General features: G+C 60.5%; 25 protein-coding genes. 7 read left to right on the forward strand and 18 right to left on the reverse strand.

Annotated elements, in window-relative coordinates; translation table 11 throughout:
- Positions 1-33: 33 nt before the first annotated feature.
- The 10 genes from G5S37_RS27790 to G5S37_RS27835 all read right to left on the reverse strand — a co-directional run bounded on the left by G5S37_RS27790 (position 34) and on the right by G5S37_RS27835 (position 9873).
- Entirely contained in the window at positions 34-792 is a 759-nt protein-coding gene (locus G5S37_RS27790) for a Nif3-like dinuclear metal center hexameric protein (RefSeq protein WP_165208840.1), read from the reverse strand.
- Between the two features lie 211 nt (positions 793-1003).
- The gene (locus G5S37_RS27795; RefSeq protein WP_165208842.1) at positions 1004-4924 is read right to left on the reverse strand and encodes an FtsK/SpoIIIE domain-containing protein; all 3921 of its coding nucleotides are present in this window, start codon (positions 4922-4924) and stop codon (positions 1004-1006) included.
- Between the two features lie 7 nt (positions 4925-4931).
- Entirely contained in the window at positions 4932-5144 is a 213-nt protein-coding gene (locus G5S37_RS27800; RefSeq protein ID WP_165208844.1) for a hypothetical protein, read from the reverse strand.
- Entirely contained in the window at positions 5141-5689 is a 549-nt protein-coding gene (locus G5S37_RS27805) for a hypothetical protein (RefSeq protein WP_165208846.1), read from the reverse strand. Before G5S37_RS27805 ends, G5S37_RS27800 begins: the two co-directional genes overlap by 4 nt.
- Positions 5690-5793: 104 nt before the next feature.
- On the reverse strand, positions 5794-6066 hold the full coding sequence (locus G5S37_RS27810) for a WXG100 family type VII secretion target (RefSeq protein WP_165208848.1): 273 nt from the start codon (positions 6064-6066) through the stop codon (positions 5794-5796).
- 671 nt (positions 6067-6737) lie between these two features.
- A complete protein-coding gene (locus tag G5S37_RS27815) occupies positions 6738-7283 on the reverse strand; it encodes a ribonuclease H-like domain-containing protein (protein WP_165208850.1) in 546 nt (181 codons plus the stop codon).
- 33 nt (positions 7284-7316) lie between these two features.
- The gene (locus tag G5S37_RS27820; RefSeq protein WP_165208852.1) at positions 7317-8117 is read right to left on the reverse strand and encodes an RDD family protein; all 801 of its coding nucleotides are present in this window, start codon (positions 8115-8117) and stop codon (positions 7317-7319) included.
- A gap of 91 nt (positions 8118-8208) precedes the next feature.
- The gene (gene infA, locus G5S37_RS32915; RefSeq protein ID WP_343229889.1) at positions 8209-8619 is read right to left on the reverse strand and encodes a translation initiation factor IF-1; all 411 of its coding nucleotides are present in this window, start codon (positions 8617-8619) and stop codon (positions 8209-8211) included.
- 123 nt (positions 8620-8742) lie between these two features.
- The gene (locus G5S37_RS27830) at positions 8743-9240 is read right to left on the reverse strand and encodes an NAD(P)H-dependent oxidoreductase subunit E (RefSeq protein ID WP_165208854.1); all 498 of its coding nucleotides are present in this window, start codon (positions 9238-9240) and stop codon (positions 8743-8745) included.
- A 174-nt stretch (positions 9241-9414) separates the two neighbouring features.
- Positions 9415-9873 (reverse strand): hypothetical protein, encoded by a 459-nt coding sequence (locus G5S37_RS27835; protein ID WP_206026179.1) that lies wholly within the window; start codon positions 9871-9873, stop codon positions 9415-9417.
- 180 nt (positions 9874-10053) lie between these two features.
- On the opposite strand from G5S37_RS27835, the gene G5S37_RS27840 reads away from it, so the two are divergent.
- The 3 genes from G5S37_RS27840 to G5S37_RS27850 all read left to right on the forward strand — a co-directional run bounded on the left by G5S37_RS27840 (position 10054) and on the right by G5S37_RS27850 (position 15512).
- Complete coding sequence (locus tag G5S37_RS27840) at positions 10054-10446, forward strand: BlaI/MecI/CopY family transcriptional regulator (protein WP_165208858.1); 393 nt, start codon at positions 10054-10056, stop codon at positions 10444-10446.
- Complete coding sequence (locus G5S37_RS27845) at positions 10446-14453, forward strand: M56 family metallopeptidase (protein WP_165208860.1); 4008 nt, start codon at positions 10446-10448, stop codon at positions 14451-14453. The genes G5S37_RS27840 and G5S37_RS27845 overlap by 1 nt, the downstream gene beginning before the upstream one ends.
- A 180-nt stretch (positions 14454-14633) precedes the next feature.
- Positions 14634-15512, forward strand: coding sequence for an HAD-IIA family hydrolase (locus G5S37_RS27850; RefSeq protein WP_165208862.1), 879 nt, complete (start codon positions 14634-14636; stop codon positions 15510-15512).
- Positions 15513-15889: 377 nt separating this feature from the next.
- On the opposite strand, the gene G5S37_RS27855 is transcribed toward G5S37_RS27850, so the two are convergent.
- On the reverse strand, positions 15890-16378 hold the full coding sequence (locus tag G5S37_RS27855; RefSeq protein ID WP_165208864.1) for a Uma2 family endonuclease: 489 nt from the start codon (positions 16376-16378) through the stop codon (positions 15890-15892).
- A 154-nt stretch (positions 16379-16532) separates the two neighbouring features.
- Positions 16533-17780 (reverse strand): NADH dehydrogenase (quinone) subunit D, encoded by a 1248-nt coding sequence (gene nuoD, locus G5S37_RS27860; RefSeq protein WP_165208866.1) that lies wholly within the window; start codon positions 17778-17780, stop codon positions 16533-16535.
- A 587-nt stretch (positions 17781-18367) separates the two neighbouring features.
- Between nuoD and G5S37_RS27865 the strand changes: the two genes are divergently transcribed.
- Both G5S37_RS27865 and G5S37_RS27870 read left to right on the forward strand, forming a co-directional pair.
- Entirely contained in the window at positions 18368-19339 is a 972-nt protein-coding gene (locus G5S37_RS27865; RefSeq protein WP_206026180.1) for a site-specific DNA-methyltransferase, read from the forward strand.
- A complete protein-coding gene (locus G5S37_RS27870) occupies positions 19326-19724 on the forward strand; it encodes a PD-(D/E)XK nuclease superfamily protein (RefSeq protein ID WP_165208868.1) in 399 nt (132 codons plus the stop codon). Before G5S37_RS27865 ends, G5S37_RS27870 begins: the two co-directional genes overlap by 14 nt.
- A 124-nt stretch (positions 19725-19848) precedes the next feature.
- Here G5S37_RS27870 and G5S37_RS27875 read toward each other — a convergent pair whose 3' ends face one another.
- From G5S37_RS27875 to G5S37_RS27885, 3 genes are all read right to left on the reverse strand, one after another.
- Positions 19849-20508 (reverse strand): transposase, encoded by a 660-nt coding sequence (locus G5S37_RS27875; protein ID WP_165208869.1) that lies wholly within the window; start codon positions 20506-20508, stop codon positions 19849-19851.
- 571 nt (positions 20509-21079) lie between these two features.
- Positions 21080-21586, reverse strand: coding sequence for a hypothetical protein (locus G5S37_RS27880; RefSeq protein WP_165208870.1), 507 nt, complete (start codon positions 21584-21586; stop codon positions 21080-21082).
- Positions 21587-21664: 78 nt separating this feature from the next.
- Complete coding sequence (locus G5S37_RS27885) at positions 21665-23743, reverse strand: hypothetical protein (protein WP_165208871.1); 2079 nt, start codon at positions 23741-23743, stop codon at positions 21665-21667.
- Between the two features lie 142 nt (positions 23744-23885).
- On the opposite strand from G5S37_RS27885, the gene G5S37_RS27890 reads away from it, so the two are divergent.
- Positions 23886-24098 (forward strand): hypothetical protein, encoded by a 213-nt coding sequence (locus G5S37_RS27890; protein WP_165208872.1) that lies wholly within the window; start codon positions 23886-23888, stop codon positions 24096-24098.
- Positions 24095-24349, forward strand: coding sequence for a hypothetical protein (locus tag G5S37_RS27895; RefSeq protein ID WP_165208873.1), 255 nt, complete (start codon positions 24095-24097; stop codon positions 24347-24349). Before G5S37_RS27890 ends, G5S37_RS27895 begins: the two co-directional genes overlap by 4 nt.
- Before the next feature lie 9 nt (positions 24350-24358).
- Here the strand turns inward: G5S37_RS27895 and G5S37_RS27900 are convergent, their stop codons facing one another.
- The 3 genes from G5S37_RS27900 to pyrH all read right to left on the reverse strand — a co-directional run bounded on the left by G5S37_RS27900 (position 24359) and on the right by pyrH (position 26743).
- The gene (locus G5S37_RS27900; protein WP_165208874.1) at positions 24359-25030 is read right to left on the reverse strand and encodes a UDP-N-acetylglucosamine diphosphorylase; all 672 of its coding nucleotides are present in this window, start codon (positions 25028-25030) and stop codon (positions 24359-24361) included.
- Positions 25031-25303: 273 nt separating this feature from the next.
- Complete coding sequence (gene frr / locus G5S37_RS27905) at positions 25304-25870, reverse strand: ribosome recycling factor (protein WP_165208875.1); 567 nt, start codon at positions 25868-25870, stop codon at positions 25304-25306.
- A 144-nt stretch (positions 25871-26014) separates the two neighbouring features.
- A complete protein-coding gene (pyrH, locus tag G5S37_RS27910) occupies positions 26015-26743 on the reverse strand; it encodes a UMP kinase (protein WP_165208876.1) in 729 nt (242 codons plus the stop codon).
- Positions 26744-26771: the final 28 nt, after the last annotated feature.

The raw sequence follows: 26771 nt of genomic DNA on the forward strand, positions 1-26771 counted from the left end.
TCGGAGAAAGTCGGCCACTATGGATGCGCGATGCTACAACCCCGTGGGATGATCAATGAACTCCCATGGCAAACCGAAGGTGTTATTGAGGCGCTCCGCCAACGCAGCCACACCAAACGTCTCCGTAGCATAGTGACCGCCGTAGAGGAGATTCACACCGAGTTCCTCCGCCAACGTGTAGCTCCAATGCGGGCCTTCGCCGGTGAGGAAGGTATCGATGCCCTGGGCTTTCATCGCAGCCACGGAGTCCCCAGCGCCACCGGTGACGATGCCAATCTGTCGCACCATCTCCGGGCCAGCGGCGCAGATATGGGACTTGCCTTCGATGGCCTTTTCAAAGCGTTGCACAAGCTCGGTGCGCGGAATCTCCACGGTGGCGCGCACGCCGATGTTGAATCCCTTGTAGGGAAAGAAGGGCTCCCACGCGGCATCCGGCTCAATGGCGCGACCCAGCAGCATGGAGTTTCCCAGTTCGAGGTGACCATCCAGCGGTAGGTGCGCGCTGTAGATGGCGAGGTTGTTCTCCATCGCCAGTTTGATTTTCTCAAACGTGGCTCCCGTGATGGGCTGAAGTCCACTCCAGAAGATGCCGTGATGCACGAGCAGGAGGTCACAGCCTTGCGCGATGGCTGCCTTCACCACCGGTAGATGCGCATCGACTGCTGCGGCGATCTTGGTCACTTCACCCTTCGCGTTTTGAAGCTGAAGTCCATTGAGTGCCTGCGGATAGTCCGGCACGGTGCTGATTTGCAGCAGGTCGTTTAGATGCGTGGTGAGGTCCGCGAGCTTCATACGGTGGCATGGTAGCACAAGCGGACCGCTAATAGGCGCTAATGTTCGCCAATGGAGATCGCCAGGGGCGACGCAGCACGATTGGGATTGGCCGCAAAAGAACGCAAAGAACACAAAAAATCAGGAGCTGACGCCCGCAGGCCATCAGCTCCTATCAACTGTATCTATTAGCGTTCGTTAGCGCCGATTAGCGGTCCGAAACTTCATTACCTCACGGACTCGGCAACAACGTCGACAACTCCGATCTCGCCACGAGATGCTCCGAGGCTTGTTGCAGCCAGGTGGCATCCGGTGAGGCGTAGGGACGGAAGGTTTCCAGGGTGCCTTCCTGCTCGTTGTAGTAGAGGGCGCGATGGAGACCAAGGTTGCCGGCCTTCGGTGAGTCGATGAGGCTGGCGGAGTCGTTGGCGCTCATCTGGAAGACGACACGCATCTCGAATTCACCCAGGGCCTTGCGGCTGATGGAGCGGTTCAAGTTGTTGTAGGTGTCCACGGTCGTGATGATGTGGATACCTGCGCCGCTGCCTTCGGTGATGAGGTTGTTGAAGATGGCGCTCGGGCTGGAAGCCGGAGAGTCATCCATGGAGAAGGAGAAGTCATCCTCCTGGCGCAGCTTCTTGAACTTATGCAGTCCGTGCACGATCAAGAAAGTACGCGGCGCATCCGCGCCATGCTCGGCACTCGCAGCGCGGGTCTTCAATTCCTCAGCAAGCGTCTCCATCGCTCCGCCGATATCCTGGCCACGGGCCATGGTGACTTCATGTGGAATCATGCCGGCCACGCGATCAAAAAACTCCGCATCCTGCGAGCCGGGATTCGCGCTGTGGAAAAGAACAATCTTCAGCGTGCCGGGTGGATGCTGCGCGGCGAGCGACAGCATGGACATGCCGAGCATGGTCACGGCAGCTTCGTCGCGCTGGCCGACCACCAGCAGGTGGTTGCCACTCTGGCGATGGAACACCGCCTCGGTGGGACCCTTGATGGAGTTCGGCGCGCCGAGCCAGCATCGCGCAGCCACAGGAGCAGCGCCCGGCGGCTTGAGCAGGTAATGACGCAAGCGTTCATTCTCGCGCACGTCGGCAGGCGCATTGCCTTCGAACACCACCGGAGCGGGATGTTCGTCGTTCTTCGCCACGGCCATCTCATGGACCTTCACCAGCCACTGGTCACGCTCTTCATCGGAGAGCCAGCACACCTGGAAGGGGCTGTTTCCTTCGATGGCACCGGCAGCGTCGTTGTAGATACCTTCACCGGGACGGGAAAGCAGGCGCGGCGCGGCGTTGTTCTCATCCATGATGAGGTAGGCGTCCGCTTCGTTGCACTGCAGCGCGACACGAATAACCATCTGGCCCAGCGTGGCGCGGGCGAGCGAGTAGGAGCCACCCAGTGTCTGTGAACCGAGCAGCACGTGAATGCCGAAGGCACGACCCTGACGTACGATGCGGTCGAAGAGGAGTGATGCGGTCTGCGCAATCGTATCGTCATCGACGAAGAACTCCTGGAACTCATCGATGATGAGCAGGGAGCGCGGCATGGGCTCGGTGGCGCCGGAGCGCTTGTAGCCAGCCACATCCTGCACACCCAGCTTGCGGAAGATGTCGCCGCGGCGTTTCAGTTCATCATCCACACGCTGGAGCACGCTGAGGCCGAACTCGCGATCGCTCTCAATGGCGACCACGCGGGCGTGCGGCAGCTTGTTCTCCGCGTAACACTTGAACTCGACCCCCTTCTTGAAGTCAATGAGGTAGAACTCCACCTGGTCCGGACTGCACGTGAGTGCGAGGTTCGTGATGATGATGTGGAAGAGGGTGGACTTACCGGAACCCGTCTTACCCGCGAAGAGCGCATGCTGACGCGTGCCCTTGCCGATGGAGAGGTACTGCAGCTTCGTGGCTCCGGTGCGGCCGATGGCGATGCGCAGCTCGTTCGTGGTATCGCCCGTCCAGAATTCATCGGGAGCGGGCGTGATCTGCTCGAAGGGCACCTCCACACGGTTGGAGTCGATGCTGGCCTTGCCGATGCGATGCGCCAAGGCAGCGGCCTCTTCCGCCGGAGGTGGCGCATCCAGCGTGAGCGTGGTGGCCGTCTTCGCCTGCGGATAGCCAAGCGTGAAGCGGTCCTTCTGCTTGATCAGGCGGATGCTGCTCTGCTGCAATTCATCCGGCGAGAATCCATCTGGCAGTGGCTGGCGCTGGTCCCAGTGGATGAGCGTGTACACCCCGCAGCGTGGTCCGCTGGTGGCGATGCTCTGCAGCCTGCGCGCGGCGATTTCGCTGAAGTTCGAGGGGAAGTCCGCCACAATGAGGAAGTGGTACTTCTCCGCGACGCTGCCTGCCTGCTCGTTGTACTCCGTGATGGTTGCGTACTCGTTGCGCAGGTACATCTGGATCACCTTCTCAATGTGCTCACCCAGTTCCGCGAGACGCTCTTCAATCTGGTCGCGCTGGGTCCAGATACGGCGGTTGATGATGCCCTCTTCATAATCCGAGAGGTGCATGAGGCCCGCAAAGTTTTGTCCAAGGCCCACGGGATCGATGATCGTGAAGGCCACCTTCCCCGGAGGTGTCTTCGCAAGCAGGCGCAGGATGATGTTGTTCAGCGTGCCCACCACTTCAGGCTCACCGGAGATACCACCTTCGAAGAGCACGGAGGCCTCATCCGGCATGGAGAGCGAGAGGGGCAGCGTGTACTTCGTGCCTGCGGGAAGCGCGAGACGCGGGTCCTTGGGAATGGAAACGCGCTTGGCGAGATCCACCTCCAGACTGCCGAAGCGGGAGAAGGATGTGAAGTTCCGCGGAGGCTGCCATGTGTCCGCCGTGACCTGCGACCACGCGGGGAACTCGGCATCCGCCGTTTCGTTCATCCGCACAATCTCCTGATGCAGCGGCGTGATGCGCGCCTCCCAATCGGATTGCAGCGTCTCCCACGTGGTCTGCTCATGGGTGGTGTAGGCGGAGGATTCTGTGGCATGGCGTTCACGAGCCTGTGCCATCTGCGACTCCGCCTGTGCGTGGAATGCCTGCACCTGCGAGGGCCGCTGCGAGGAGATAGCCCCAACCCTTGCGGCGCGCACCGCATCGATGCGCCCAAGCGCTCGCGGATACTGCATCTCGATGCGGGCCTTTTCCCGCTGCTCGAAATCCTTCTGCACGGAGTCCGCGTGCTGGCTCTGCTCCTGGATGTGGGCATTTGCCTCATCGATGGCACCCTGGTAGCGCTTCCTCAGATCCTCGCGCAGCTTGTCCGAGCCTGCCGCCACGTGATCCAGCAAACGCCGCGCCTCCACGAGGGAGCCCGCGATGCGCTTGGCGCTGGTGCCACCCTGGCTTCCGCCCATGAGATGCAGGATCCAGAACACCAGGAAGATCGCGGCAGCCGCGATGGCTGCGATGGTGATCGACGTCTGAGACGCGCCCGGCACGTAGATAATGGCCGCGCCAATGATCAACGACACAATAAAAATCATCCACAACGGCACCGTAGCGAAGAGCTTCGGCAAACCCAGCGCCTGGAAGGCGGGCAGTTCCTGCTCCGCCACATCGAGATGCCCACCGGCATCCACCAGCATCTGATGAATCACGTCCGGGTCCTGCGGCACGGGCTCTCCCGCACGCGGTGACTTGCGTCGCAGTCTGCGGAGGAATCCGCCGTACCCGCCGAAGAGCGTGGCGGCCTGTCGACGCGCCTGGTCCTGGCGCTCCGTAAAGGCCGGGACGTTTTGCGCGGGATTTCCCATGCCGTGTTCCAGGGCATTGAGCTCGGAGGACAACTGCCGCTCCAGGTGGAAACGCTGCATCTGCAGCTCGCTCATCCAGCGGTCGCGTGTCTGGCGCGCACGACGGGGAAGGTTGCGCACCCGGTTCTTTTGCGTGCGCTCGACGCGGGCGCGGCGGCTGGCGTATTTCGCTTCGATGCGCTCCTGCTGGGCCTGCAGGGCGGCCTCTGTTTCCCCGACCTGGGCGGCGAGCTGCGACTCCGTGTGGCCGGAGGCCTCATGCAGCCGCCTCTCCACGGCCTGCTGGCGGGCACGCAGATCCTTTGTAAGCTCATCCTCCCGCTTCGCGAACTCCGCGACGGTCTTCTCCAAGGTCTCCAGGAGCTGCATGCCCCGGCTGGTTCGCATATCTGTCATCGTCGTCTTATTCACAATCGCGCTTCAGTTTGGAAAGCAAAGTGTCCATCTCCTCCATCACATTCCGGGTGATCTGGACATATCCGGGAAGTTTTTCCAGGTACTTATGTTCGAATTCGGCACTCTTGGCATCCCGCCAGTAATTGCGGGTATCCTGCCATTGAACGATGTAATCCTTGAGCACCTGCCCAAGGTTCGAGGCGGCGGCTTTGGTGCTCATGCGGTCGGGGACTTTTCGTCAGGGGTTTCAGGCAGGGGCGTCTCCGCAGACGGTGGTGCCGAGGCAAAGAGCGGGCTCACTTCCGCGTAGGCTTCCAGCGTGCGCTGGATCTGCACAATGTAGGCAATCGCCCTGGGAACGTCATTGTCCAGATACTGGCGGAGCATGTCCAGCTTCCTCACCAGAGGGTCAAAGGAAGTGTCAAAATTCCGGAGCCAGCCTTTGATGCGCCGCAGCTTGTCCTCGGCCTCCGCCACCGCTTCCTTCGCCTTGCGCACTGCGGAGCGCTGCATGGTCTGGGTTTCATTGAACTCCGAGTAGCGTGCAGAAAGCAGCTCCTGCTCGGCGCGCTCCAGATTCCGGGTGCGGCGCTTCAGCTCATTCTCCCAGTGAGGGCGGCGATCATGCTCCAGCCAGTAGCGGGCGCGGCGGACTTCATCAGAACCCTGGTCCACCGCGGTGCGAGCCTTCGTCATGAAAATGATGGATGCCGCCCGCATCGAATCGAGCGCATCCAGCGAAGTGACTTTTGCCTGGTCTGCCATGCCTGTGCCTGGGAAGAAATGACGGAATCAGAAGGACGAATGAAGGAGCCGTCGCCGTTGAGGGGGAGATACTGCTCACCGACGAGTCTACACCACTCCGTGTGTCATCGCTGGTCCAGATACTGCTCGATGCGCTGGGCCTTGCGCAGGAGGAAGGGTGTGTGCTTCTCGGCGATCTCCGTGAACTTCTTCAGCGCCTTCATGGTGGAGATGAACTCCTCCGCGAACTTCTCTTGTTCCTGGTCCTGCCAAGTGCTCGCCAGCGCGTTGAAGCGGGCCTGAAGCGCGCCGGCTTTCACCGTCACGTCATCATTGAAGCGCTTGAGCTCCTTGGCGAAGCGCCGCACTTCCTCGGGATCCATGATTGCCTGGGCCATAAGTGAGGGAAATTGAGGTGAAAACGAAATCGAGAACGATCAGATTGAGTACGAGCAGCAACCCGCCGGAGAGGCTTCGGTTGCGCAGGGCTAAATTCTTTTCGATCCAACCGTGCCGCGAGGGGAATGTCACGAAGTTTTGTCTGCGGGTTGAGTCGATTTCCGACCCTTGTTCGTGACACGATGAAACGAACTCCCTACTCTCCAGCCCTGGATTGCCACCCGATAAGACTCTACCATGAACCCTTGGCTCTCGACCTTCCTGCTCTTGGTAATTCTGACCCTCACGTCGGGATGCACAACGCCTCCGCCAGAGCGGAGCAAAGTAATGCGTTTTGACTATGACAAGCCTTGGGCACCCCAGTTGAAAGCGGTGGACGCCTCTGACGGCATTTCCGCTGGTGAGGCGGACCTGCTTTCCACCGCCTACTTCATCAAGTATGAGGGGCTATGCGGTGGCTCGGACCCCGTCTTTCGCAGGCGGGGCGAGTGGATCGCGGAAACCTTCGTAGGCCCATCTGGCGCGACTGGAAAGGACATCCGAGTTGACGCCAGTTCTGGCGAAGTTCGCCAACGCGGGAACCCTGTCAGTCGCCCTCCTTGGGACGAGTTGATACAGGTGATCGAAATGACACAGGGACGCCGAAGGAAATAGGGCGCATCAACCCTGCTTACAGCGTCCAGTTCACCGCGAGCTGCTGTTCCCGGCCGTTGCGGTCCTTGTATTTCACATGGCCGTGCTGGGCGCCGTATTCGTGCACGCACTTGGTGACTTTCACGTCGTAGGCGCAGTACTCGGCGATCTCTGCCAGCTTGCCCTGCTGCCACCAGCGGATGGCCTGGAGGCCTTCGGCGGTCTTGCCGACGCCGAGGGTGGCCACGGCGACGTCCTCCAGCTTGGGGCGGTGGCCGAGCTCCTTTTCCAGATCCACCATGAGGTCCAGGCTGCGCAGTTCCATCGCGAGGTCGAAGGCGTAGTAACCGCCGAGCACGCCGTAGTCGAAGCTCACATGATTGAACCCAATCACGAGACTGGCGGAGCGCAGCTCGGCGATGAGCTGGTTCACGGTCTGTTCGCTGTAGATGTTGTACGCGCCCTGACCAGTGTTGTAGGTCACGCCGATGGACATGCCCATCTGGTGCTTGTTCGACCAGCCGCCCACGTCATTTGCGGTACGCTGGGTTTCGAGGTCGAAGTAGACGATGCTGCCTGCCATGGGGTTGCTTTCACCTCATGAAGCACAGGCCGCTTACTTGGACAAGTAGTTGCGCCGGGCCGCCTCGAACTCAGGCCACTTTTGCACCATCACAGCGAGAAAGGTCATGGCGACCCCCAGGACGATGCCGGTGAGAAGGACGTAGCGCCACGGCTCGGGCTCCCCATGTTCCACGCGCATCTCGGAAGACTCATCCCACGGAGTGACGCGGTTCTGCACGAGGCGATACTTCCACCAGAGCATCATGAACATCGAGATGAACGGCAGGCCCAGCGCCAGCCCCTTCAGGTACACCAGCCAGCCCCGGAGCATCGCCTGCCGGAAGGTGGGCAGGCTGCCGGGAAGCGTCCGCACCTGGATACGCAAGAGCGATTTCCCCGGCGTGGTGCCGTAGCGGGAGAGCATCCACGCCTCCAGCGGGATGTAGAGCAGCAACACGAACGGCTCCAGCGGGATGGGAGGGCGATCCAGGCGGCCGAGCCACTGCACCGCGGACTCGGGCAGGGTGAACCCCAGAAATAAGGTGAAGGCGCAGAAGAACCACGTCAGGTCCAGCATGCGTGCCCAGAAGCGCAGCCACGGCTGGGGCTGGTCCAGCTCCGTGCGGGCCCGGGCAAGCTCTTTCGCTGCGTCGGCCTTTGCCTGGGCTTCCGGTGTGAGCGGCCAGTAGCTGGAGAAGTCCTCCAGCTCACGAAGTGGCTGCCAACCTTCCAGACCCAGGCGCCAGATGAGCTCAGAGCCATGAAGGCGACCCTCGCGAATGCCCTGAATGATGTAGAACTGGCTGTGCGGACCGCTCTGCTTGTCCGCGATGGTGAGGTGATAGTCAGACATCGCGGCGCTTGGCAAGAGTGGGGTGAAGCTGCTGCCAGGAATCTTCGCGGTGGGCAGATGATTTTACCTCAACCGCGAGAACTGTCCGCGGTCACAGACGGTAAACGATACGCGCCTTGTCTGGATCGTAGGGGGACATTTCGAGCTTCACCTCGTCTCCGATCACAAGACGGATGAACCGCTTGCGCATTTTGCCGGAAATGTGAGCCAGGACCATGTGGCCGTTGCGCAGCTTCACGCGGAACATGGTGCCCGCGAGCACGGCGGCCACGGTGCCTTCCACCTCCACGGCGTCTTCAGGGTTCGTGGGTTCCTCGGGACCGGGCCGGCCAAACCGGCCACCACCCATGGGGCCGCCACGACCACGACCACCGGAACCACCGCGGCCTCTCCCGCCACCTCCGCGATGCGGTTGCCGGGTGGCTTGCTCGGGGCCAAAGTGGGCTCCGGCAGGAGAAGAAAGTTCGGAGGAGTGAAGAGTGGGACGGAACGGGGAAGACATGCAGTCGATGAGCAAAATCCTGCGCAATAGCAGAAACCGCAACGTGCCGTCACCCAAGGGGGCTGACAAGGAGTTTTTCGCTGGAGATAAAGGAGCACCCGGCGCGGCGCTCTGCATTTCTCCTTACTGGTACTGCTTCAACAGGTCCTGAGCCTTGTCCGGCTGGATGGCTTCATGAAAATCATCCTCCACCATGCACACGGGGCCGAAGCCGCAGCTTGCAAGGCACTCGGCGAACTCGATACTGTACTTGCCATCCGGGCTGACCGAGATGGGATGATGGTGATCCGCGTGGGAGCGGTCGATATTCGCCACCTTGCAGAGGGACTCCATCAGCTCATAGCTGCCCGCCATGGCGCACGAGAGCGTGCGGCACACGCGGATGTGGAACTTGCCGGGCGCCGTCTGGCGGAAGCCGGGGTAGAAGGTCACCACTTCCAGCACCTTGATGGGCTCCAGCTCCAGCTTCGCCGCGACCCAGGTGACCGCCTCCTCGCTGATGTAGCGGAAGTGGTGCTGGATGAGGTGGAGCAGTGGCAGGACGGCACTGCGCTTCGAGACGGGGTAATGCGTGATTACCTCATCCATCTTCGCTTCGAGCTCTGCGGGGACTTGCAGCATGAATGAAAGAAAGAAATGCAGTGGTGCCAGTTGCCTGGGTTGGAGGTGAAGAATGCTGCACTCCACGGGAGCGGCAAGGCGAATTTGTGAAAAATTTCACAAGCGGGTTTGATTCATCCCCCAGCAGGCCGGCAGCCGCTCTCAGGCTCAGCGTGGTGGGCCGATGGGGAGCTGCTATTTGCCCACCTTCGTGTAGAAGCGTTTCACCCCTGACTTGGTCATGTATCGCAGCACACGCGACTGGGTGTCTTTATCGAGGCCACGGTCAAAGATGACATCTTCGTCCTTGGTCCCGGCAGGAATGACCTTGGAAGTGAGATACACATAAGAGAGCTTGTGCGGGACGAAACCATCCCAGTCCTTCTTCCAGGCCGAAGTCCGCTCGAGCTTCCAGGTGCCGGTGTACTCATCCGCCAGCACGCTGCGGTGGTAGCTTTTTCCACGGAAGGTGCCATCCGCTGCGAAGGTGATGAAATGTTCCGTCTCACCGACCTTGGCCGTCCAGGTACCCGCCAGTTCTTCAGGGGTGGTGGCATCATAGGGGTCCCTCCCCTTTACTGAAGGAACCCCCAGTACCATCAGAAAAAGAACCCCCAAGAGGCTTGCCCAAGGAATGTAAGAGCGGCTGCCCATGTCAGGAAGCCTAGAGTACGTGCGACGTGAGGTCGAGGTTTTTCGAGGTGATTGAAGTGAGGAGCGTCTCAGGCAGGTCGGAATTTGAGAGAGTAAGTGCTCCTCTGGTCTCTTGGCCGCAGATCTCTTCCGAAGAAAATCGTTTACAATTGTTTTCGTTTTGGCTACAAACGCAATCGTATGGCTGGAAATCGACAAAAATCGACGGTGTCACAAGCCGAGTGGAGCGTGATGGAAACGCTGTGGGATGACTCCCCCCTCACGGCACTGGACGTGGCAGAGAGGGTGAACCGCACGCAAAAGAAACCGATGGCCATCCAGACCGTGAAGACGCTCCTGGCACGACTGGTAAAAAAGGGGGCGGTCACGCACCGGCAGCAGGGCAACCGGTATCTATACGCCCCCACGAATGCGCGAGAGGACTATGTGGCGGCGGAGTCAGAGAGCTTTCTGCAGCGCATCTTCCGCGGGGCAGCCGCACCGATGCTCGCCCATCTCGTGAACCGCTCGGATCTCACGCCGGAGGAGATCGCGGACCTTCGGAAACTTCTCGATGAAAAGGAGGGCTCCTGATGAACCTGATACTCACTTACGCCGGGGCTGCCCTGCCGGCCGTGCTCAGCGCCTCTATCGCCGCTGCCGCGCTGGTACTCGTGGTGCAGGCAATCGTGTGGCTGGCCAATGCGCGTCTCTCGCCCCGCTGGTGCCATGCCCTGTGGCTGGTGGTATTTGCCCGTCTGGCCCTACCGGTGCTGCCGGAGGTGCCGCAGGGCATCTCGCCGCCGAAGCCCACTGCCCACGCCGTGGCGCAGTACATCTCCACCCTGGAAGAGGTCCCTGCAAAATCGATGGCGGAGGCACCCCAGCGGCCACGCCCGGATCTGGAGGCACAACGCCTGCCCAATCCTGCTGCTACGCCAATGATGGCGACTCCAACTGCCGCTACTCCTGTACAGCCCGTGGTCTGGCACTGGATGGAGATTCTGGCGGTCATCTGGATCGCGGTGGCTGTGGGGATGCTGGGTGTGGTGTGGGTCTCCTCATGGTACACGGTGCGCCGCTGGCGTCGCGCGTCTGAGCCTGTGCCCGCGAAGGTGACGCAGGTTTTCCATGAACTGTGTGCCGAGCTTCAAATTCGCAAACGACCCGAGGTCATGCTGTGCCCTGCACTCGCCGCACCGGTGCTGGCGGGCCTGTGGCGGCCTCGCATCCTGCTGCCTGCGCAGGTGGCGGAGTCTTTCTCCGTGGAACAACTGCGGCATGTGCTGGCGCATGAGCTGGGCCACCTGCGGCGGCGGGATCTCTGGCTGCATGCCGGGGTGACGGTGCTGCAGTCGCTGCACTGGTTCAATCCCTTCGCGTGGTATGCAGCCCGCCGGGTACGCGCCGCCGCAGAGCGCTGCTGTGATGAATGGGTGCTACAGCGCCTCTCGCTGAAGCAGGGCCGGGATTATGCGGACACCCTGCTGCGTGTGCTAGAGAATCCTGGACGCGCATGGCCACTGCCGGGCATTGCGGCCATGGCGGAATCCAAAGCGGATCTCACGCACCGCATTCGCGCGCTGGCGAAGTGGGGCTCGCTGCCGAAGCGCTGGATGTTTGCCTCCGCGTGCATCCTGGGAGTACTTTCGTTTCTGGCGCTGACCGTGCCGGGTGCGGAGGAGAGGAATGCGAACGACGGAAAAGCGGCTCCCCTTCCGACTGCTGAACTCATCGTGACGGTGCTCGATGGCAAAAAGGAACCGCTGGCGGGCGCGACAGTGAAGATGTCAGGCCTGCGTGTGGTAGAGAGTCCGGTGTCCGGCTATGGATGGGCCAGGCGCGAAGGCATTCCCCTCAGCTTCAATACAGGGAAGGATGGCAGAGCGGCCCTCAAGTATCCCACGCAGTTGGAAGGTGGCGAGCACGTCGACCGCCTCAGTTTCCACGTGTTCGCGAACGGAAAAGAGTCGCGGTTCACGGAAGTCCCTGTGAAGGAGGAGCCCGCTCCCATCCAGCTTGAGCAAGCGGCCACGCTGCGCGTGCGCGCCCTCCTGCCGGAGGATGGGAAAGTGGTGCCCCGTTTTCTGGTCGTACAAGGCACCCGGTTCGACATCACTCGATGGCAGAACGAGCCGGATGGATCGCAGATCTGCAGTGAGCTGGCACCCGGAGTCGTGCGGCTGCGCGCGGTATGGCATGACAAGGCCACCGGCCAGACATGGTTCAGCAAGCTGCACATGGCCACGCTAAAGCGCGGCGAAGAGAAGCAGCTGGATCTCAAGCTGCTGCCGGCAAAGGTGCTGAAGGGCACGCTGGATGCCACCGTGCCGCGACCGGTGCGGGGCGGCAGCATTCACGCGTACTTCGCGCCCACCAGCATGGGGCAGGAATACAGCCTGGTGTGGCAGTCCACCACACGGGTGGCTGAGGATGGATCCTTTACCATTGCCGACTGCCCGCCGGAAGACGACGCGTATGTGGCGGCGGTGTGCGAAGGATACTTTTCCACGAGCCCTGCGGAGCCGCCCACCGGTCAGCAGGTCGCAACCAAGGTGGAAGCAGGCAGCCTGGGCGAAAAGCTCACTCTGATGATGCGGCCCACTGCCACGCTCGCTGTCTCGGTGAAGGTCCCAGACGGGAGTAGTGCAGAGGGCATCAAGATGATGGTCTGCCCCAATACGAGCTTTGGGATGATGAACACGGTTTACGGGTACACCGGGGAATGGGTGGGGAGGAAAATGGCATCCGTGTCCTGCGAGGAACAGCGCCGGCTGGTGGAGGATCCCTGGTCGGAGGACATGTTTGCGCACCTCACGCAACCGACCAATGCGAAGGGTGAGGTGCTCTTCAAGAACCTGCCGGAGTCTTCACTGTCAGTCATGGCATCCTCGGAAGTCTGGGAACTGCCGCCCACCGAAGTCGAAGGCACCGGGCACTGGTACCGCTTCAAGAACGTGGCTCTTAAAGCTGGAGAAAACGCCGCGACTACCGTCTCCCTGGTGAAGAAGGGGACCACCACGCTTCCCAAGCCTCCGGTCCCCCGAGGACAAGTGAACTCGGGACCGCCGCGGGAGCATCGCTATGTGGAACAGGCAGCGCCAACCGAGTCTCCCAATCCGGACATCAAGGCGGAAAAGGTGGCGCCCGATGAATTCGCCGGCGTGGTGCTGGATGTGAATGGCAAGCCCATCGCAAAAGCCCATGTGCTCTCGTATGGGGTGGACGATGAGAAGTGGATGCCGACGGATGAGCAGGGCCGCTTCCGCTATCGCATTCCTGGAGCAAAAGGGAGGAAGACCACGGACCTGGTGCGCATCCATGCAAAGGGTTGCAGTCCGGTGACACTCACGCAGCCGACCGGCGAGTATGGATTCATCACCATGACCGGGGATACGCTGGTGGAAGGTGTGGTGAAGGATACCACCGGAGTGCCGGTGAAGGGTGTCGTGGTCCGCATGGAACAGGACAGGAAATGCGGCCAGTACGTGGGCCAGGGGTGGTGCCACAGCATGCCTTATCGTGAGGCAACGACAGATGACGCGGGACGGTATCGCATGTTCGTGGAAGGGGACTACTACACGGTCACCGTATTCGGCAATGCGCTGGGCACTTGTGAGCACGGGGAGGTGTGGGTGGCCAAGGGCGAACACAAGAAAATGGACTTCCAGGGAGACCCTGCAGTGAAGCTGGAGGCGGATATGGTGGATGCTCAAACGGGCGAACCTGTGCGGGATGCGGAACTGGCCATCCTCTACTTCCACATGGACAAACGCTGGAAGGGGAATGGCCATGGCAGGGTCACGGTGAGCGGCGTGTTTGCGGGCAACTGTGAGTTCTACCCGAAGCATCCGGGCTATGCGCGGTGGTGGAGTGAAGAGGCGGTAAAATCCTGGCAACGGTTTGAACCGGAGGACAACAAGAAGACCAAATGGCAGCGGAACTTTGACGATCTCACTTTCAAAGTGAACGCAGAGACTGCGGGAAAACCCGTGAAGATCTTCATGGAGCGCGCGGTGATCGTGCGAGGCCGGGTGCTGGATCCGGATGGCAAACCAGTGGCCGGCGCCACGGTGGACCCGGCACATACCGGCACGGACAATTCATTGACGGGTGACACAAGGTTCTCCGCGAAGACAGATGCGGAGGGCCGGTATGAACTGCGCCTGCCCGCGAGCAACGCGGCGCAATACAACCTGGTGGCTCATGATGGGAAATATCAGGAGTGGAGGACGTGGGCCAACGGAGTACTGCCACCCGTGCGTACGAAGCCCGGCGAGGTGCTGGAGAACGTGGACATCCACCTCACGCGTCCGGGTGTGGTCACAGGCGTGGTGCTCGACAAGGAGGGCAGGCCTGTGGCCGGACAGCGCGTGCGTACGAACCCCGTGGACCGGAACGAGAACCGGTACTACGATCCTGAGACGGTGACGGACAAGGAAGGGAAGTTCAGCCTGCCGTTTGTGCGCCCCGGGAAGCACTACCTGTGGGCGAGGCGAATGAACCATAATCCCGAGGACATGAAGCCGGAGGATCTTCACATCATTGAGGTGAAGGCCGGGGCGACGCTGGAGGTGAAGGCGCGGAAATACGAAGACTAGGAAATAGAATATCAGAACGATGGGCGTGCTCGCCCAGCCACGCCCATCGCGGGATGAACCTTGGATTAGACTCCGCACAGAAGCGGGAGATCATGAGCCAATGGTATCATGCCATTTTAGAGCAGTGGCATGGCGGATGCTAATTCACCCTCGAACTTTCTTTAACCCCCCTACGAAGAAATGAGACGAGGCTACTTAATCGATATGGATGGCGTGATGTACCGCGGCAAAGACCTATTGCCCGGTGCCGGTGAATTTGTGGAACAGATGCAAAGGCAAGGTATTCCCTTCCTGTTCCTCACGAACAACTCCGCTCCCACGGCGGAGGATCTCGCGGTGAAGATGAAGCACCTGGGTCTGCCGGGCATCTCACCGAAGCAGTTCTACACGTCCGCGATGAACACGGCGGACTTCCTGGCGCAAAACCACACCGGCTGCACCGCCTACCTGCTGGGCGATGAGGGCCTGGCGGCTGCCATGAATGCGCAGGGCATCCCCAACGATGCCATCAAGCCTGATTATGTGGTGGTGGGTGAAGGCAATCCCTCCATGGAGCGATTGGCCAAGGCGCACCAGTTCATCGAGAACGGCGCCCTGCTGGTGGCGACCAATCCCGACAACTGGTGCCCCATGGCCGGAGGCACCTCGCGACCCGGCGCCGGCTCGACCGCCTCCTTCCTGGAAGCGAGCACGGGGCGCCCCGCCTACTACCTCGGCAAGCCTAATGGCTTCATGTTCCAATGCGCCCGCGCCCGCCTGCTGCGCCAGGCCTGCCGTAATGTGGATCAGGTGGTGATGATCGGCGACACGATGGAAACCGACATCCGCGGAGCGAATGAGAGTGGTCTCATGTCCTATCTGGTGCTGACCGGCTCAACGACCTTGGAGGAAGTGTCCGCCTATGTGTACCGACCCACCCGCATCCTGCAGGGCGTGGCGGACCTTGCTCAAGAAATGGAAACCGGAAAAGAGCGACCTCTCGTCGTCATCCAAGGTGGCGCCAGCCTTCGCAAGACCGCCCCACGCCTGAACCTGCCGAGACCAATGCTGGCGTCGTAGGGAGGCAATCTATCCTCGTGCGTTGCGAGGCCGTCTCGTCGGAAAGAAGGCGCGGCGTGCCTCTGGTGATTCGCAATGCGTCCCCCGAAACTGGTAGGGGGCCGCTGCGCCAGCCTCCTAATTTCCGTGGGCGCAGGCGGCGCGGAGCTGTGGGAGATACGTTCACCGCGCGTTGCACACGGGTCAGCAACTTGGAGTGCTGGAGCTTGCTCCAGCACTCCAAATTTGCAGCGAGCTCGTGAGACACGGCAATGGAAGGCAACGACCGCGGTCCGCCACTCAACCGCGCTCAACAACCGCTCCCGTCAGCCCAGCGGGTTTCCAGGCTCTGGGCGGTAGTCGAAGGGGCTTCGCCCTTCCCTCCTCAAAAAAGTTGGCTATTCCAAATCCAATTTCCCAGGGAAATCTCCACACAAGAAAGACTGGGGAATGGCCCCAGTCGCATCGAACCGGAAGAACTCCATCTTACCGCTCTCGTCACACAGCCACACTTCCTGGGCTCCGGCAGAGAAGTAGAGCTGCATCTTGCCCTGCATCTCCTCCTTGGTGTTGGAGTTAGAAAGGATTTCGACACAAATCTCCGGAGCAATCGGCAGGCTGTAAGCCTTCTTGTGCGGCGCAAAGCGGTCCTTGGAAATCCATGCCACGTCCGCCACTCGAGTGCCATCCGTCGTTTCCACGGCGCATTCTGTGATCACACGTCCCTGCGGAAGAAGCTTCTTGAGCAGGGAACCGATTTCGAATTGATAGTTCCCGTGCCACAGATAAGTGGGACTCATAAGAATCTTGCCGTACCGATTGGTTTCAATCTTGTAGGGCAAGTCCTTGAGATGAGGACTTTCACAGACTTCGGCCCAAGAGATCATGGACGCAAAGTAACTGACAAATGCCAGTGTGGCAAGCCAACGCCCTCCAAGGAGGGGCGACTTCAGTCGCCCGCTTCCTCGCGCCTGAGGCGCAAGATAACGGTACTCCCGCCAAGCGGGGCAGCCGCTCCTTGTGATGCTCTTGCATCAAGCCCTACCGGTCGCACTCGCCCATCACGAAGTCGAAGCTGCCGAGGATGGCAGGGACGTCGCTCAGCATGTGGCCGGGGAGAATCTTGGGCAGGATGCTCAGGTTGATGAAGGAGGGGCTGCGAATCTTCAGGCGGTACGGGACGCCGCCGCCCTTGCTGCAAAGATAGAAACCGAGTTCGCCCTTGGGGTTCTCCGCGCCGAAGTACACTTCGCCGGCGGGGGCATCCAAGCCTTGGGTGGCGACGATGAAGTGGTGGATGAGCTCCTCCATCTTCATGAGCACGCCTTCCTTCTTCGGCAGCATGCCCTTGGGGTCGCCCACGTTGATGGGGCCACCGGGCAGGTCGGCGAGGACCTGATTCAGGATGCGGACGCTCTGGCGCATCTCTTCCATCCGGACGAGGTAGCGGTCGTAGCTGTCCCCCGTGGTGCCGATGGGGATGTCGAAGTCGTACTTGTCGTAGTCGAGGTACGGGTTGGCTTTGCGAATGTCGAAGTCGACACCGCTGCCACGCGCGTTCGGACCGGTGATGCCCCAGGTGATGGCATCTTCCTTCGTGATGACGCCGAGGCCCTGGGTACGGCCGAGGAAAATGCTGTTCTTCGAGAGCAGGGCTTCCAGCTCATCGATGACGGGAAGAATCTCACCCAGGAACTTCTTCAGGCCGGTGATGAAGGCCTCATTCATGTCGCGGGTCTGGCCGCCGACACGGGTGTAGCTGGTGGTGAAGCGGGCTCCGGTGAGCTGCTCGCTGAGATTGTAGAGCTTTTCGCGCTCCGTGAAGGTGTACAGGAACGCCGACATGGCACCCACGTCCATGGCAAACACCCCCACCCCGAGCAGGTGGGAGGAGATGCGGGCCATTTCGCAGCAGATGACGCGGATGGCCTTGCCACGGGCGGGGAGTTCCCAGCCCATGAGCTTTTCCACGGTCATGGCGTAGGCCACGTTGTTGGCGAGGGGGGCGAGGTAGTCCAACCGGTCCGTGTAGGGCACGAACTGGTTGTAATGCATGTTCTCGGCGATTTTCTCATCCCCACGGTGCAGGTACCCGACATCCGGGTCTGCCTTGGTGATGATTTCACCGTCGAGTTCCAGCACCAGGCGGAGCACGCCGTGGGTGGCCGGGTGAGAGGGGCCCATGTTCAGCACCAGCTTCTCGCCAATCATGTCTGACACCGCCTCTTCGTGCAGCGCGGATTTCGCGGCGGCATCGGGAGCTTCAAGTTCGCGGACGGTGGTGGCCATGAGTTCGGCGGAATAGGAGGGCTGAAAGGGAAAGTGCCCGCGGCAGGGCGTGCGGCAAGATCAATTTGTGAAAAATTTCACAAGCGAAGTTGAGAGAGCTTCAGGGAATGGCCGCAAAAGAACGCAGAGAACACAAAAAGGGATGCGGCTGAAAGGGGGCGGTGCGTGAGGAGCGGCTTCCGGCTAGCCGCAAAGGGGCGGAGGGATGCTTGCGGACCTCTCCAGCTATCCCCCTAACCCATTTGAGCCTTTTGCGTTTTTTGGCGGCTACCTCATTCAGTCAGAGCGAAACGCTTCACCTGTGCGTCTCTGCCTCCTCTGCTTCGAAACGCAACTACGCCACCCCGTGACGCACACCTTGGCCCCCAAACCCCTTCCCTCCTCTGCATCCTTTGCCTCTCTGCCCCTTTGCGGTTAACCAGAATCGTCCTCGGCGCATACCACCCCTTCCGTCCTCATCCTTTTGCGCCCTTTGCGTTCTTTTGCGGCCATTCCCTCAGTTCTTCGCCAGCCGATTGATCCGTATCTTCCGCGTGAACTCTCGAATCGTACTTGACCTTACCCCAGCGTATTCGATTGAACAGGGAATGTCGTCCCGCCGAAATGCCCCCAGCAAAAAACCAAAGTCCGCTGGGGCCACTGATCCGGTGCTGCGGCCGGAGTGGCTGGTGAAGGCGGCGCCCATCGTCGCCAGCGTGGGACCCACGGATGCGCCTCGGCTCATCCACGAGGACACTCAACACGGCGCGTGGCTCTACCAAGGGGACTGCCTAGCGCTCATGGAGGCGGCGGTGGACCTGCACCCAAATGGCGTGTTCGACACCATCTTCGCCGACCCGCCCTACTTCCTCTCCAACGGCGGCATGACCTGCAAGAACGGCCGCATGGTGAAGGTGGACAAGGGCGACTGGGACAAGTCCCGGGGTGCAGAACTGAACCACGAGTTCAACCTCGCCTGGCTGGAATGGTGCCAGAAGGCGCTCAAACCCGACGGCACTATCTGGGTCAGCGGCACGCACCATGTCATCTTTTCCGTGGGCTACGCCATGCAGCAGCTTGGGTTCAAGATTCTCAACGACATCACTTGGGAGAAGCCCAATCCCCCGCCCAACCTCTCCTGCCGCTACTTCACCCACGCCACGGAGACCGTGCTCTGGGCCGCGAAGTCCGCGAAGAGCAAGCACACCTTCAACTACGCCGCCATGAAGGCCGTGACCGGCAAGCAGATGAAGTCCGTGTGGCGCTTCCCCGCGCCGGGCAAGGACGAGAAACAGCACGGCAGGCACCCCACACAGAAGCCGCTCACGCTGGTGGAGCGCTGCATCCTCTCCTCCACCAAGGAAGGCGCACTGGTCTATGACCCCTTCATGGGCAGCGGCACCACGGGTGTCGCGGCGCTGCGCACGGGTCGACGCTTCGTGGGCACCGAGATGGAACGCGACCACGCCACGCTCGCGGTGAAACGTGTGAGCCATGCGCTGTCCGCGTCGGCATCATCTTCTCCTACACCCCATCATTCCCATCCTCATCCTTCTTTGAATCAACATGGCTGGGCGTAAGACGGCAGTCGTCAATGGAGCGCAGCTTGTGAAGCTGTGCATGGATCTGGCCGTGAAGCTCGGCCTGCAAGCGCGCGAGCAGGTCGTCGTCGCCCGCCGCATCTGGGGCGCCCGCCGCCGCATCGATGTTGTCCTCACCGACCCCGTCACGCGCAAGACCCTGGGCATCGAATGCAAGTTCCAGGGTGTGGAAGGCACCGCCGAGGAAAAAATTCCCTCCGTCATTCAAGACATCGCCGCCTGGCCCATCCCCGGCATCGTCGTCTTCGCCGGCGAAGGGTTTACCGAGAACATGAAGTCCTTCCTCATCTCCACCGGCAAAGCCGTCGAGTTCGAAGACGTGGAGCCGTGGCTGAGGCTGTTCTTTGGGCTGGAGTTGGAGTGAGGGGCGAGCAAAACCCAGCGTGCGAAAGCGAGAGTAAACCTCAAGGAGGGACGACTTTAGTCGCCCGCTTCTCGCGCTCGAAGCGCGAGCTCACGGCAGCTAAAGCAGCCGCTCCTTGGAAAGCTCACCGCCTTTCAGCAAACAAATGCGCCAGTTCGCTCTCGTAGTGAGTGAATTCACTTTCCTTGAGTCGTGCTTTCGTGGGTTTCGCCCGTATGTAGCGCACACAACTTGCGAAGTGATCGCCATCACGGATGAGCCGGTCGAAATAGTCCTTCTGCCAAAGCCGCCCTCTCCGACCGAGCCGTCGATTGATCCCCCGCGATGAAGCACCTTTCCATGATTGCAGTACTGCAGACAATGAAATGGCCGTCTCCTGCCCCAACGTCATGAGTACATGCACGTGATTGGGCCTGATGACCCAAGCGTGTTGATGGCAAGCGTCCTGTGTGTCCTCTCCCTCCAGGCACGACTGCACCTCATCGCGGCACTCTCGCCGCCGCAAGTGACGTGCTCCATGGCCAGCATCGAGCCACTTGTCCATACGCAGGCTGAAGCGGAGATGATACTCCCTCTCCGTGTCCGTATCCCATGGCTTGGGATGACCAATCAACCAGGCGCTGCGCTCACGCTCCCACTCCCGGCGCAAGGTCTCCGGCACGGCATCCGCCAGGCGGAAAGTGATGAAATAGGACGCTCCGGCCTGCTCCCAATGAGGCAGCCGATTGCAGGTTTTCTCAACGCGATCGAATGGGTTGAAGAACTTCAACTCCTCGGGGTGCATGGACTGTCAGTGCTGTTTTGCACGAGTTCAGTCAAGCATGGAAAAACAAAAGCACACGACGAGAGTATGGCTGACACCTCCCAAGGAGGGGCGACTTTAGTAGCCCACTTCTCGCGCTCGAAGCGCGAGGCCACGGCAGCTAAAGCAGCCGCTCCTTGACGAGGTATGCGCCACCCAATCGCACTTGACATCCGCCTGATAAAGTGTTCACAAGAACACTTTATGAGCCCACCCATACATGTCGTTGAGCGCGCGCCCGGAGAGGGGGCTTCGGTCCGAGTTTGGCCGGAGAATGGCGCCGAGGCTGCGGCCATCTTCAGCATGCATTGGTGGGATGAGGTGCGGGTACGCGATAGGCACACCGCGCGCAGACAGATGAAACAAGGTCCGGGATATGGAATCACTTCGCGGGTGAACCAGCCGGAGTTGGCACTGGCTTGAGGCTGGAGGCCTAAAGCAGCCGTCATGGAGTGACTCAGCGAAACATTCGTCCCTTTCCAAGAGACATGAGTTGCGGGGCAGCCCGGCGCCGGCGCTGAGCCTCCATCCGCTATTGAACGACCTTGGCGGACTAGCAGTCTGGAGGGGGATGTGCCAACCACTCTGCGGCTTGTCCATCGGGATTGGCGGCAGTGATAGCGTCCACGACTAGCGCATCGTAGTCGTGGTTATTGTCGACCAGAATGACAGCGCCTTCGATTTCTGGAACACGTTTTCGAATCTGACGGGCAGCTTCGACCGCCATGGAGTAGTAGCGCCCCCGGTCGTGTGTTGGACTTTCCCCCGCAGACAACACTTCTCCTTGTACTGCTTCAGGTCGCCAATGCTGATACAACCAGCGGGCCTGGGCCAAGCGCACTCCTGTTCCGACAACCTCGTTCACAACATCCACCTCGTTGATCCATATCTCGGTGGTGAATTGCTCGCTTCCCTCATGATCATTGATAATGAGAGCAATTGAGTCGACTCCTCCGAGTAGCATCTCTTGCAATGCGGCAACTGCACCGCCAACCATCCGGAGCACGGCCTCTTTTTCGGCATTTGTAAAGTTGGCCGCATCGACAAGTTCGTCACTCATTGCAGTGGTATTCCTGAACAGTGCCATCAATCGAGTTCACTGCGAAGCCCAGAAGCACATCACCTATCCGTTGGGGCCTCAGTCACCCTTCTTCCCTTCATACTCCAGCTTGACGATGTCCACCTTCATGAAGGCGGCCTGCATCACATCGGTGTTCTCGAATTCTGGCAGGCCGGTGGGTTTCCAGATGCCCAGCAGACGCCGCTGCCCTTCGTGCATGGTGAAGGCGGTAGAGAGTTTGGTCCGGTGGAACTCAAGACCGGGCGGTTGGAATCGGAACACCTTGTCGTCCGCCACCAGGGGCTCACGGCGCGTGGTGGGTGGGGTATGGTCGTAGCCGAGGGTGAGATTGAGATCCACCGTGATGCCGTCCGGGCCGATGACCGGATCCAGGTCCAAATCGAATCCCACCGGCCGCATATTGAAACTTGTGACGAGCGGCATGGAGCCACCGGTGGCGATAGTGACGTTCTGCACCGCCCCAGACTTTTCACCGACTCCAGCACCCGCCTCGCCAGACGTCTTGGCGTATTCCGAGCCTTCTGCATAGATACACTCGGTGACATCCTGAAACGTGCAGCGCTGGCCGCTGCGTGTCTCCAGAGTGGAACTACGCAAGACCTTCGCGCGACCCGAGGCGATTTCACTCTCCAGCAAGTTCCATGCAGCAGTGTGCTCCGCGCGATTCGAAGTTTCAGACTCCACTTTTCTCAGGACGGCCCCATCTGCCTGCACCACATGCACCGTCACCACGAGCACCCTCACATTCGTCCTCATCAAGGCACTCGTGTAGGCCTCGACCAGCGCAAGGTTGTCCAAAGTATTGCACACCACCAGTTCGCTGGTCGAAAAATTGAACTTCGCATACGAGCCTGCCGGAAAGGAAACCCCTTGTGCCTTGAGAACTTCCAGGGCCGTGGGTCGCGGGTCCTGCCACCGGGGTGATTGAAAATCGATGGGCTCGGTCGGCACGGGAGGCTCCCCGGTCACGGTAAGGAAAGACGGCGGGACACGAAAGCTCCGGAGCTCCATGCCAGGCGGTACATCCGTCGTGTCTGGCGGGAGGGTTTTGGGGGTGGGCTCAACCTTCTCTCCATGGGCGGAAAGGAGGCGCTCCAGCCGCTCATCCGGCGCCGGCATGATCGTCACCACGTCACCTTTCAAGAAGGCCACCTGAAGACGGTCCGCAGGCTGCGCTCCTGCGGCATCCACAGCATTCCACACGGCCAGCAGTTTCGTCATACCACTGAGGAGCGTGACCGAGGTGGTGACCTTCGCCACATGAAAATCCGGTACAGGCGATTCGATGGCTCGCGCACCGCGCTGGCCGCTGACCACCCACTTCATGGTGGGCGGCGCAGGGTGATGCTCCAATGAAACGTAGGCATCAATCGTGAATCCGTCCGGGGCAATGACCGAATCAATCTCCAATACGGTCCCCACGGCCCGCGTTTCCTGCGTGGTAGCGGCCAAGTCCCTGCCATCCACCGTTTGTCCGGACAGGTAGCGGAAGTCCGTCGCATTGGTCATCGTCAATCGCTGCCCGCTCCGCGTATCTGCGCGCAGGATGCCAAGGTGTTTCGCCTGACCTTGAGCCACCAGCCCCTCCAACCGGGCGAGCGCGGCTTGATGATCCGCCCTGGTGGAGCATTCATTCAGCATCTCCCGCACCGTCTTGCCATCCGCCTCCAGCATCCGGACGCTGAATGCGAGATATGCGGGAAGCGCGTTCATGTATGACTCCGCCAGCCCCTCAATGCGTTGGTGCACGGCCTTCGTTGTCCGGATCGCCAGCGTCTGGTTCTCGACATCGTACACCGCCACTGAGCCCCTGGGCAGGAGCACGGACTCCATTCTAAAATGCTGGTTCACCACCTCATGGCTGCGCTTCAGGAAATCGATGATTTGATCCGGGCCTGCTTCGCGCGAGGGCATCGGCGGCGCTACCAGCTTGCCACGTTCAATCGTGTCAAAGCCCTCGAGGAGCGGCGGCGCCGGATAACGATACGACTTGAGGATCCAATCGCCGGTCTCAGCCTTCTCAGCCGGAGGCACTAGCTTGGAACTCTGCGCAGGAGCCGTGGCTGGCGGCAGCACACAGGCACTGACAAGGCACAACACAAGGCAATGCAGGAAGCGGGGGGAGAGTTTTTGCATAGCGGCAACGATGCTGCCATGAAGACGAAAGAGGCGACAAGGGAAAAGGTGTGAAGAACTTGTGCCCCTTTGAAGCGTATCATCAAGTGGTGACAAATGCTGCATTTGACACAGCCGACACTGAAAAGTAATCTTGTTCTAGATGAGCATCACCGCGCTCAAAGCCGAACTGGCACAACTGCCGCAAGACCAGCGTAGAGAGTTGGTGGGCTATCTCATTTCGCTCAATCGCCCCGCTGCGGAGGAAGAGCGGCTAAAGAGCGAGTTGGCGCGGAAAATTGAAGACAACGATCCAGCGAACTGGATGAGCCTTGATGATGCAGAAAAGCTGCTTCTTCCTGAGCAGGACTCATGAAGTTGCGGCTGCTGGTAGACTTGGAAGTTATTGAGGCTCTGCAACAACTGCCGGTTGCCCAACGAAAGCTGCTGCTCACGAGATTCCGGGCCATCCAGGACTTTCCCGCCAACTACTCAGACTATAGCCAGCCCGCAGAACATTCCATGCGGGTGGACGTCAATGTCTGTGGGAACTGGGCCATTCACTATTGGGCAGATCACAACGACCGCCACGTCAAAGTCCTCAAGCTGCTGCCACTTGGTCGCTAATCAGCTTCCCTACCTCCGCTCCACTACCTGCTGCGTCTGCCGCAGCTTCACGAAGGAGTTCGCCGGGATGACGCCATTCACACTGGTGAGCGGGTAGATGATGCTCTTCCTGCCCACCAGGGAGCCGGGGTTCACCACGCTGTTACAACCAATCTCGGCATGGTCGCCGATGATGGCGCTAAACTTCTTCAAGCCAGTCGCGATGCGCTTGCCATGATGCATGACAATCACTTCGCCGCGATCCAGGCGCACATTGGAAAGAATCACACCTGCGCCGAGGTGGGCCTTGTAGCCGAGGATGGCATCTCCCACGTAGTTGAAGTGCGGCACCTCGCAGTTGTCGAAGAGGACGCAGTTCTTGAATTCACACGAGTTCCCCAACACGCAGTTCGCACCGGCGATGACGTTCTCGCGGATATACGCCCCACTGCGCACCTGACATCCGCGCCCAATCCACGCGGGACCTTTGATCACTGCGCCTGGTTCGACCACCGCACCTTCATCAATGAAGACGTGCTCGCCGATGGTGGCCTTGGGAGAGACCTCTCCAAGGATGGCGGGCTTCAGCTCCGTCTGCAGATAGCTCGCGATGCGCGCCAATGCACTCCACACCGGCTGATCATCAGGAAACAAAGCGCGATGCGCCGTGTGGGTGAAGTCGAGGTAGTCGGCGGGGAGCATGGTTGATTGCATTCGAAGTTTCAGACAGCTCTATCACCCATCTTAAGAGTCGCAGCCGGAGCCGAAGGCCCTGGACTGCGGCAGCCTGCTGCCGCTTTGAAGAGTCCGCAGCCTGCTGTGGCGATGGCAATGCTTGCCCGTAACGTCACATACTCAGAGAACAGCTAGGCGACTTCGTCGCTGTGTTTCGTGCAGCAGGCTGCACTTAGGGAAAGCGGCAGCAGGCTGCCGCAGTCCAAGGCCTCCGGCTCCAGCTGCCCCCTTCCTGAGAAACTACACCGTCATCAGCTCCTTCTCCTTCGAGGTCAGGTGCTGGTCGATTTCGCCAATTTTCTTGTCGGTGATGTTCTGCACTTCCTTCTCACCGCGGCGGAGGTCGTCTTCCGTGATCTCGCCGTCCTTCTCCTGCTTCTTCAGGGTTTCCAGGGCGTCGCGGCGGGCGGAGCGCACACGCACGCGGGCTTCCTCGCCCATCTGCTTGATGGTCTTCACGAGCTGCTGGCGGCGCTCGGTGGAGAGCTCCGGCACGGGCAGGCGGATGACCTTGCCTTCCACGGCAGGGTTGAGCCCCAGCTTGGACTCGTTGATGGCGCGCTCGATGTCCTTGATCGTGCCCGGGTCAAAGGGCTCAATGCGAATCAGCCGCGCTTCCGGGGTGGAAATCATCGCGAGCTGCTTCAGCTTCATGTGGCTGCCATAGCTCTGCACCAGCACGTCGACATTTTCCACGAGCATGGGTGAGGCCTTCCCGGTGCGCACGGCGGCGAACTCATGGATGGCGTGCTCGACGGCCTTGGTCATGGCGTCTTCAGCGGACTGGATGGTAACATTGGCGGACATGGCGGTGCAGGGACGTGTGGTTGGTTTGAAACAGGGAGGAAAGTAAAGCGAATCGCAGGGCAGGCCGTCGACAGGTGGGTACCCTCGGCGGGCAAACAATGTGGCACGCTCCAGGACTGTGTCTTGCAGTCTTTTTTGGGACGCTTACGCAGTGACGATGGTGCCGATGGGCTCGCCAATGAGCGCCTGCCGGATGGTATCCGGCTCGTTCATGGAGAAGACCACAATGGGCATGTTGTTCTCCTGGCACAGGCTGAACGCCGTGGCGTCCATGACCTTGAGCTGGCGGACCAGCGCCTCCTGGAAGGTCAGGCGCTCAAAGCGGACCGCATCGGGATTCTTCTTCGGGTCGCTGTCGTAGATGCCGTCCACCTTCGTGGCCTTCAGCACCACGTCCGCGGCAATCTCACTGGCGCGCAGGGCGGCGGTGGTGTCCGTGGAGAAGAAGGGATTCCCCGTGCCGGCGGCAAAGATGACCACACGGCCCAGCTCCAAGTGGCGCATGGCCCGGCGGCGAATAAAGGGCTCTGCCACGCCGTCCATCTTGATGGCGCTCTGCACCCGCGTGGGCACATCCAGCGCCTCCAGCATGGACTGCACGGCCAGCGAATTCATTACCGTGGCCAGCATGCCCATGTAGTCCGCCGTGGCGCGCTCCATGCCGCGGCTGCTCGCCGTGACGCCACGCCAGAAGTTTCCACCGCCCACCACCAGGGCGATTTCGAGTCCGTTTTGGTGCGCCGCCTTGATCTGGTGCGCAATGTTTTCCACAATGGGTGGAGAAATATTATCATGGCTCCCCACTTCCCGGAGGGCCTCACCACTGAGTTTCAATAGAACGCGTTTGAACTTCCGCTTTTCGTCTTCGGGCATCGTGTGGGCTAGATTTTGCCCATCAAAC

Source organism: Roseimicrobium sp. ORNL1, assembly GCF_011044495.1.
Classification (GTDB): domain Bacteria; phylum Verrucomicrobiota; class Verrucomicrobiia; order Verrucomicrobiales; family Verrucomicrobiaceae; genus Roseimicrobium.

Bases quoted from the DNA above. Each gene is read 5' to 3' on its own strand.
- G5S37_RS27840 (WP_165208858.1), top strand. From the start codon at position 10,054: ATGGCTGGAAATCGACAAAAATCGACGGTGTCACAAGCCGAGTGGAGC.
- G5S37_RS27900 (WP_165208874.1), bottom strand. From the start codon at position 25,030: ATGCTCCCCGCCGACTACCTCGACTTCACCCACACGGCGCATCGCGCT.
- infA (WP_343229889.1), bottom strand. From the start codon at position 8,619: ATGTCTTCCCCGTTCCGTCCCACTCTTCACTCCTCCGAACTTTCTTCT.
- G5S37_RS27855 (WP_165208864.1), bottom strand. From the start codon at position 16,378: ATGATCTCTTGGGCCGAAGTCTGTGAAAGTCCTCATCTCAAGGACTTG.
- G5S37_RS27870 (WP_165208868.1), top strand. From the start codon at position 19,326: ATGGCTGGGCGTAAGACGGCAGTCGTCAATGGAGCGCAGCTTGTGAAG.
- G5S37_RS27810 (WP_165208848.1), bottom strand. From the start codon at position 6,066: ATGGCCCAGGCAATCATGGATCCCGAGGAAGTGCGGCGCTTCGCCAAG.
- nuoD (WP_165208866.1), bottom strand. From the start codon at position 17,780: ATGGCCACCACCGTCCGCGAACTTGAAGCTCCCGATGCCGCCGCGAAA.
- G5S37_RS27805 (WP_165208846.1), bottom strand. From the start codon at position 5,689: ATGGCAGACCAGGCAAAAGTCACTTCGCTGGATGCGCTCGATTCGATG.
- G5S37_RS27875 (WP_165208869.1), bottom strand. From the start codon at position 20,508: ATGCACCCCGAGGAGTTGAAGTTCTTCAACCCATTCGATCGCGTTGAG.
- G5S37_RS27865 (WP_206026180.1), top strand. From the start codon at position 18,368: ATGTCGTCCCGCCGAAATGCCCCCAGCAAAAAACCAAAGTCCGCTGGG.
- G5S37_RS27880 (WP_165208870.1), bottom strand. From the start codon at position 21,586: ATGAGTGACGAACTTGTCGATGCGGCCAACTTTACAAATGCCGAAAAA.
- G5S37_RS27800 (WP_165208844.1), bottom strand. From the start codon at position 5,144: ATGAGCACCAAAGCCGCCGCCTCGAACCTTGGGCAGGTGCTCAAGGAT.
- G5S37_RS27835 (WP_206026179.1), bottom strand. From the start codon at position 9,873: ATGGGCAGCCGCTCTTACATTCCTTGGGCAAGCCTCTTGGGGGTTCTT.
- frr (WP_165208875.1), bottom strand. From the start codon at position 25,870: ATGTCCGCCAATGTTACCATCCAGTCCGCTGAAGACGCCATGACCAAG.
- G5S37_RS27895 (WP_165208873.1), top strand. From the start codon at position 24,095: ATGAAGTTGCGGCTGCTGGTAGACTTGGAAGTTATTGAGGCTCTGCAA.
- G5S37_RS27820 (WP_165208852.1), bottom strand. From the start codon at position 8,117: ATGTCTGACTATCACCTCACCATCGCGGACAAGCAGAGCGGTCCGCAC.
- G5S37_RS27790 (WP_165208840.1), bottom strand. From the start codon at position 792: ATGAAGCTCGCGGACCTCACCACGCATCTAAACGACCTGCTGCAAATC.
- G5S37_RS27885 (WP_165208871.1), bottom strand. From the start codon at position 23,743: ATGCAAAAACTCTCCCCCCGCTTCCTGCATTGCCTTGTGTTGTGCCTT.
- G5S37_RS27890 (WP_165208872.1), top strand. From the start codon at position 23,886: ATGAGCATCACCGCGCTCAAAGCCGAACTGGCACAACTGCCGCAAGAC.
- G5S37_RS27830 (WP_165208854.1), bottom strand. From the start codon at position 9,240: ATGCTGCAAGTCCCCGCAGAGCTCGAAGCGAAGATGGATGAGGTAATC.
- G5S37_RS27850 (WP_165208862.1), top strand. From the start codon at position 14,634: ATGAGACGAGGCTACTTAATCGATATGGATGGCGTGATGTACCGCGGC.
- pyrH (WP_165208876.1), bottom strand. From the start codon at position 26,743: ATGCCCGAAGACGAAAAGCGGAAGTTCAAACGCGTTCTATTGAAACTC.
- G5S37_RS27845 (WP_165208860.1), top strand. From the start codon at position 10,446: ATGAACCTGATACTCACTTACGCCGGGGCTGCCCTGCCGGCCGTGCTC.
- G5S37_RS27815 (WP_165208850.1), bottom strand. From the start codon at position 7,283: ATGGCAGGCAGCATCGTCTACTTCGACCTCGAAACCCAGCGTACCGCA.
- G5S37_RS27795 (WP_165208842.1), bottom strand. From the start codon at position 4,924: ATGACAGATATGCGAACCAGCCGGGGCATGCAGCTCCTGGAGACCTTG.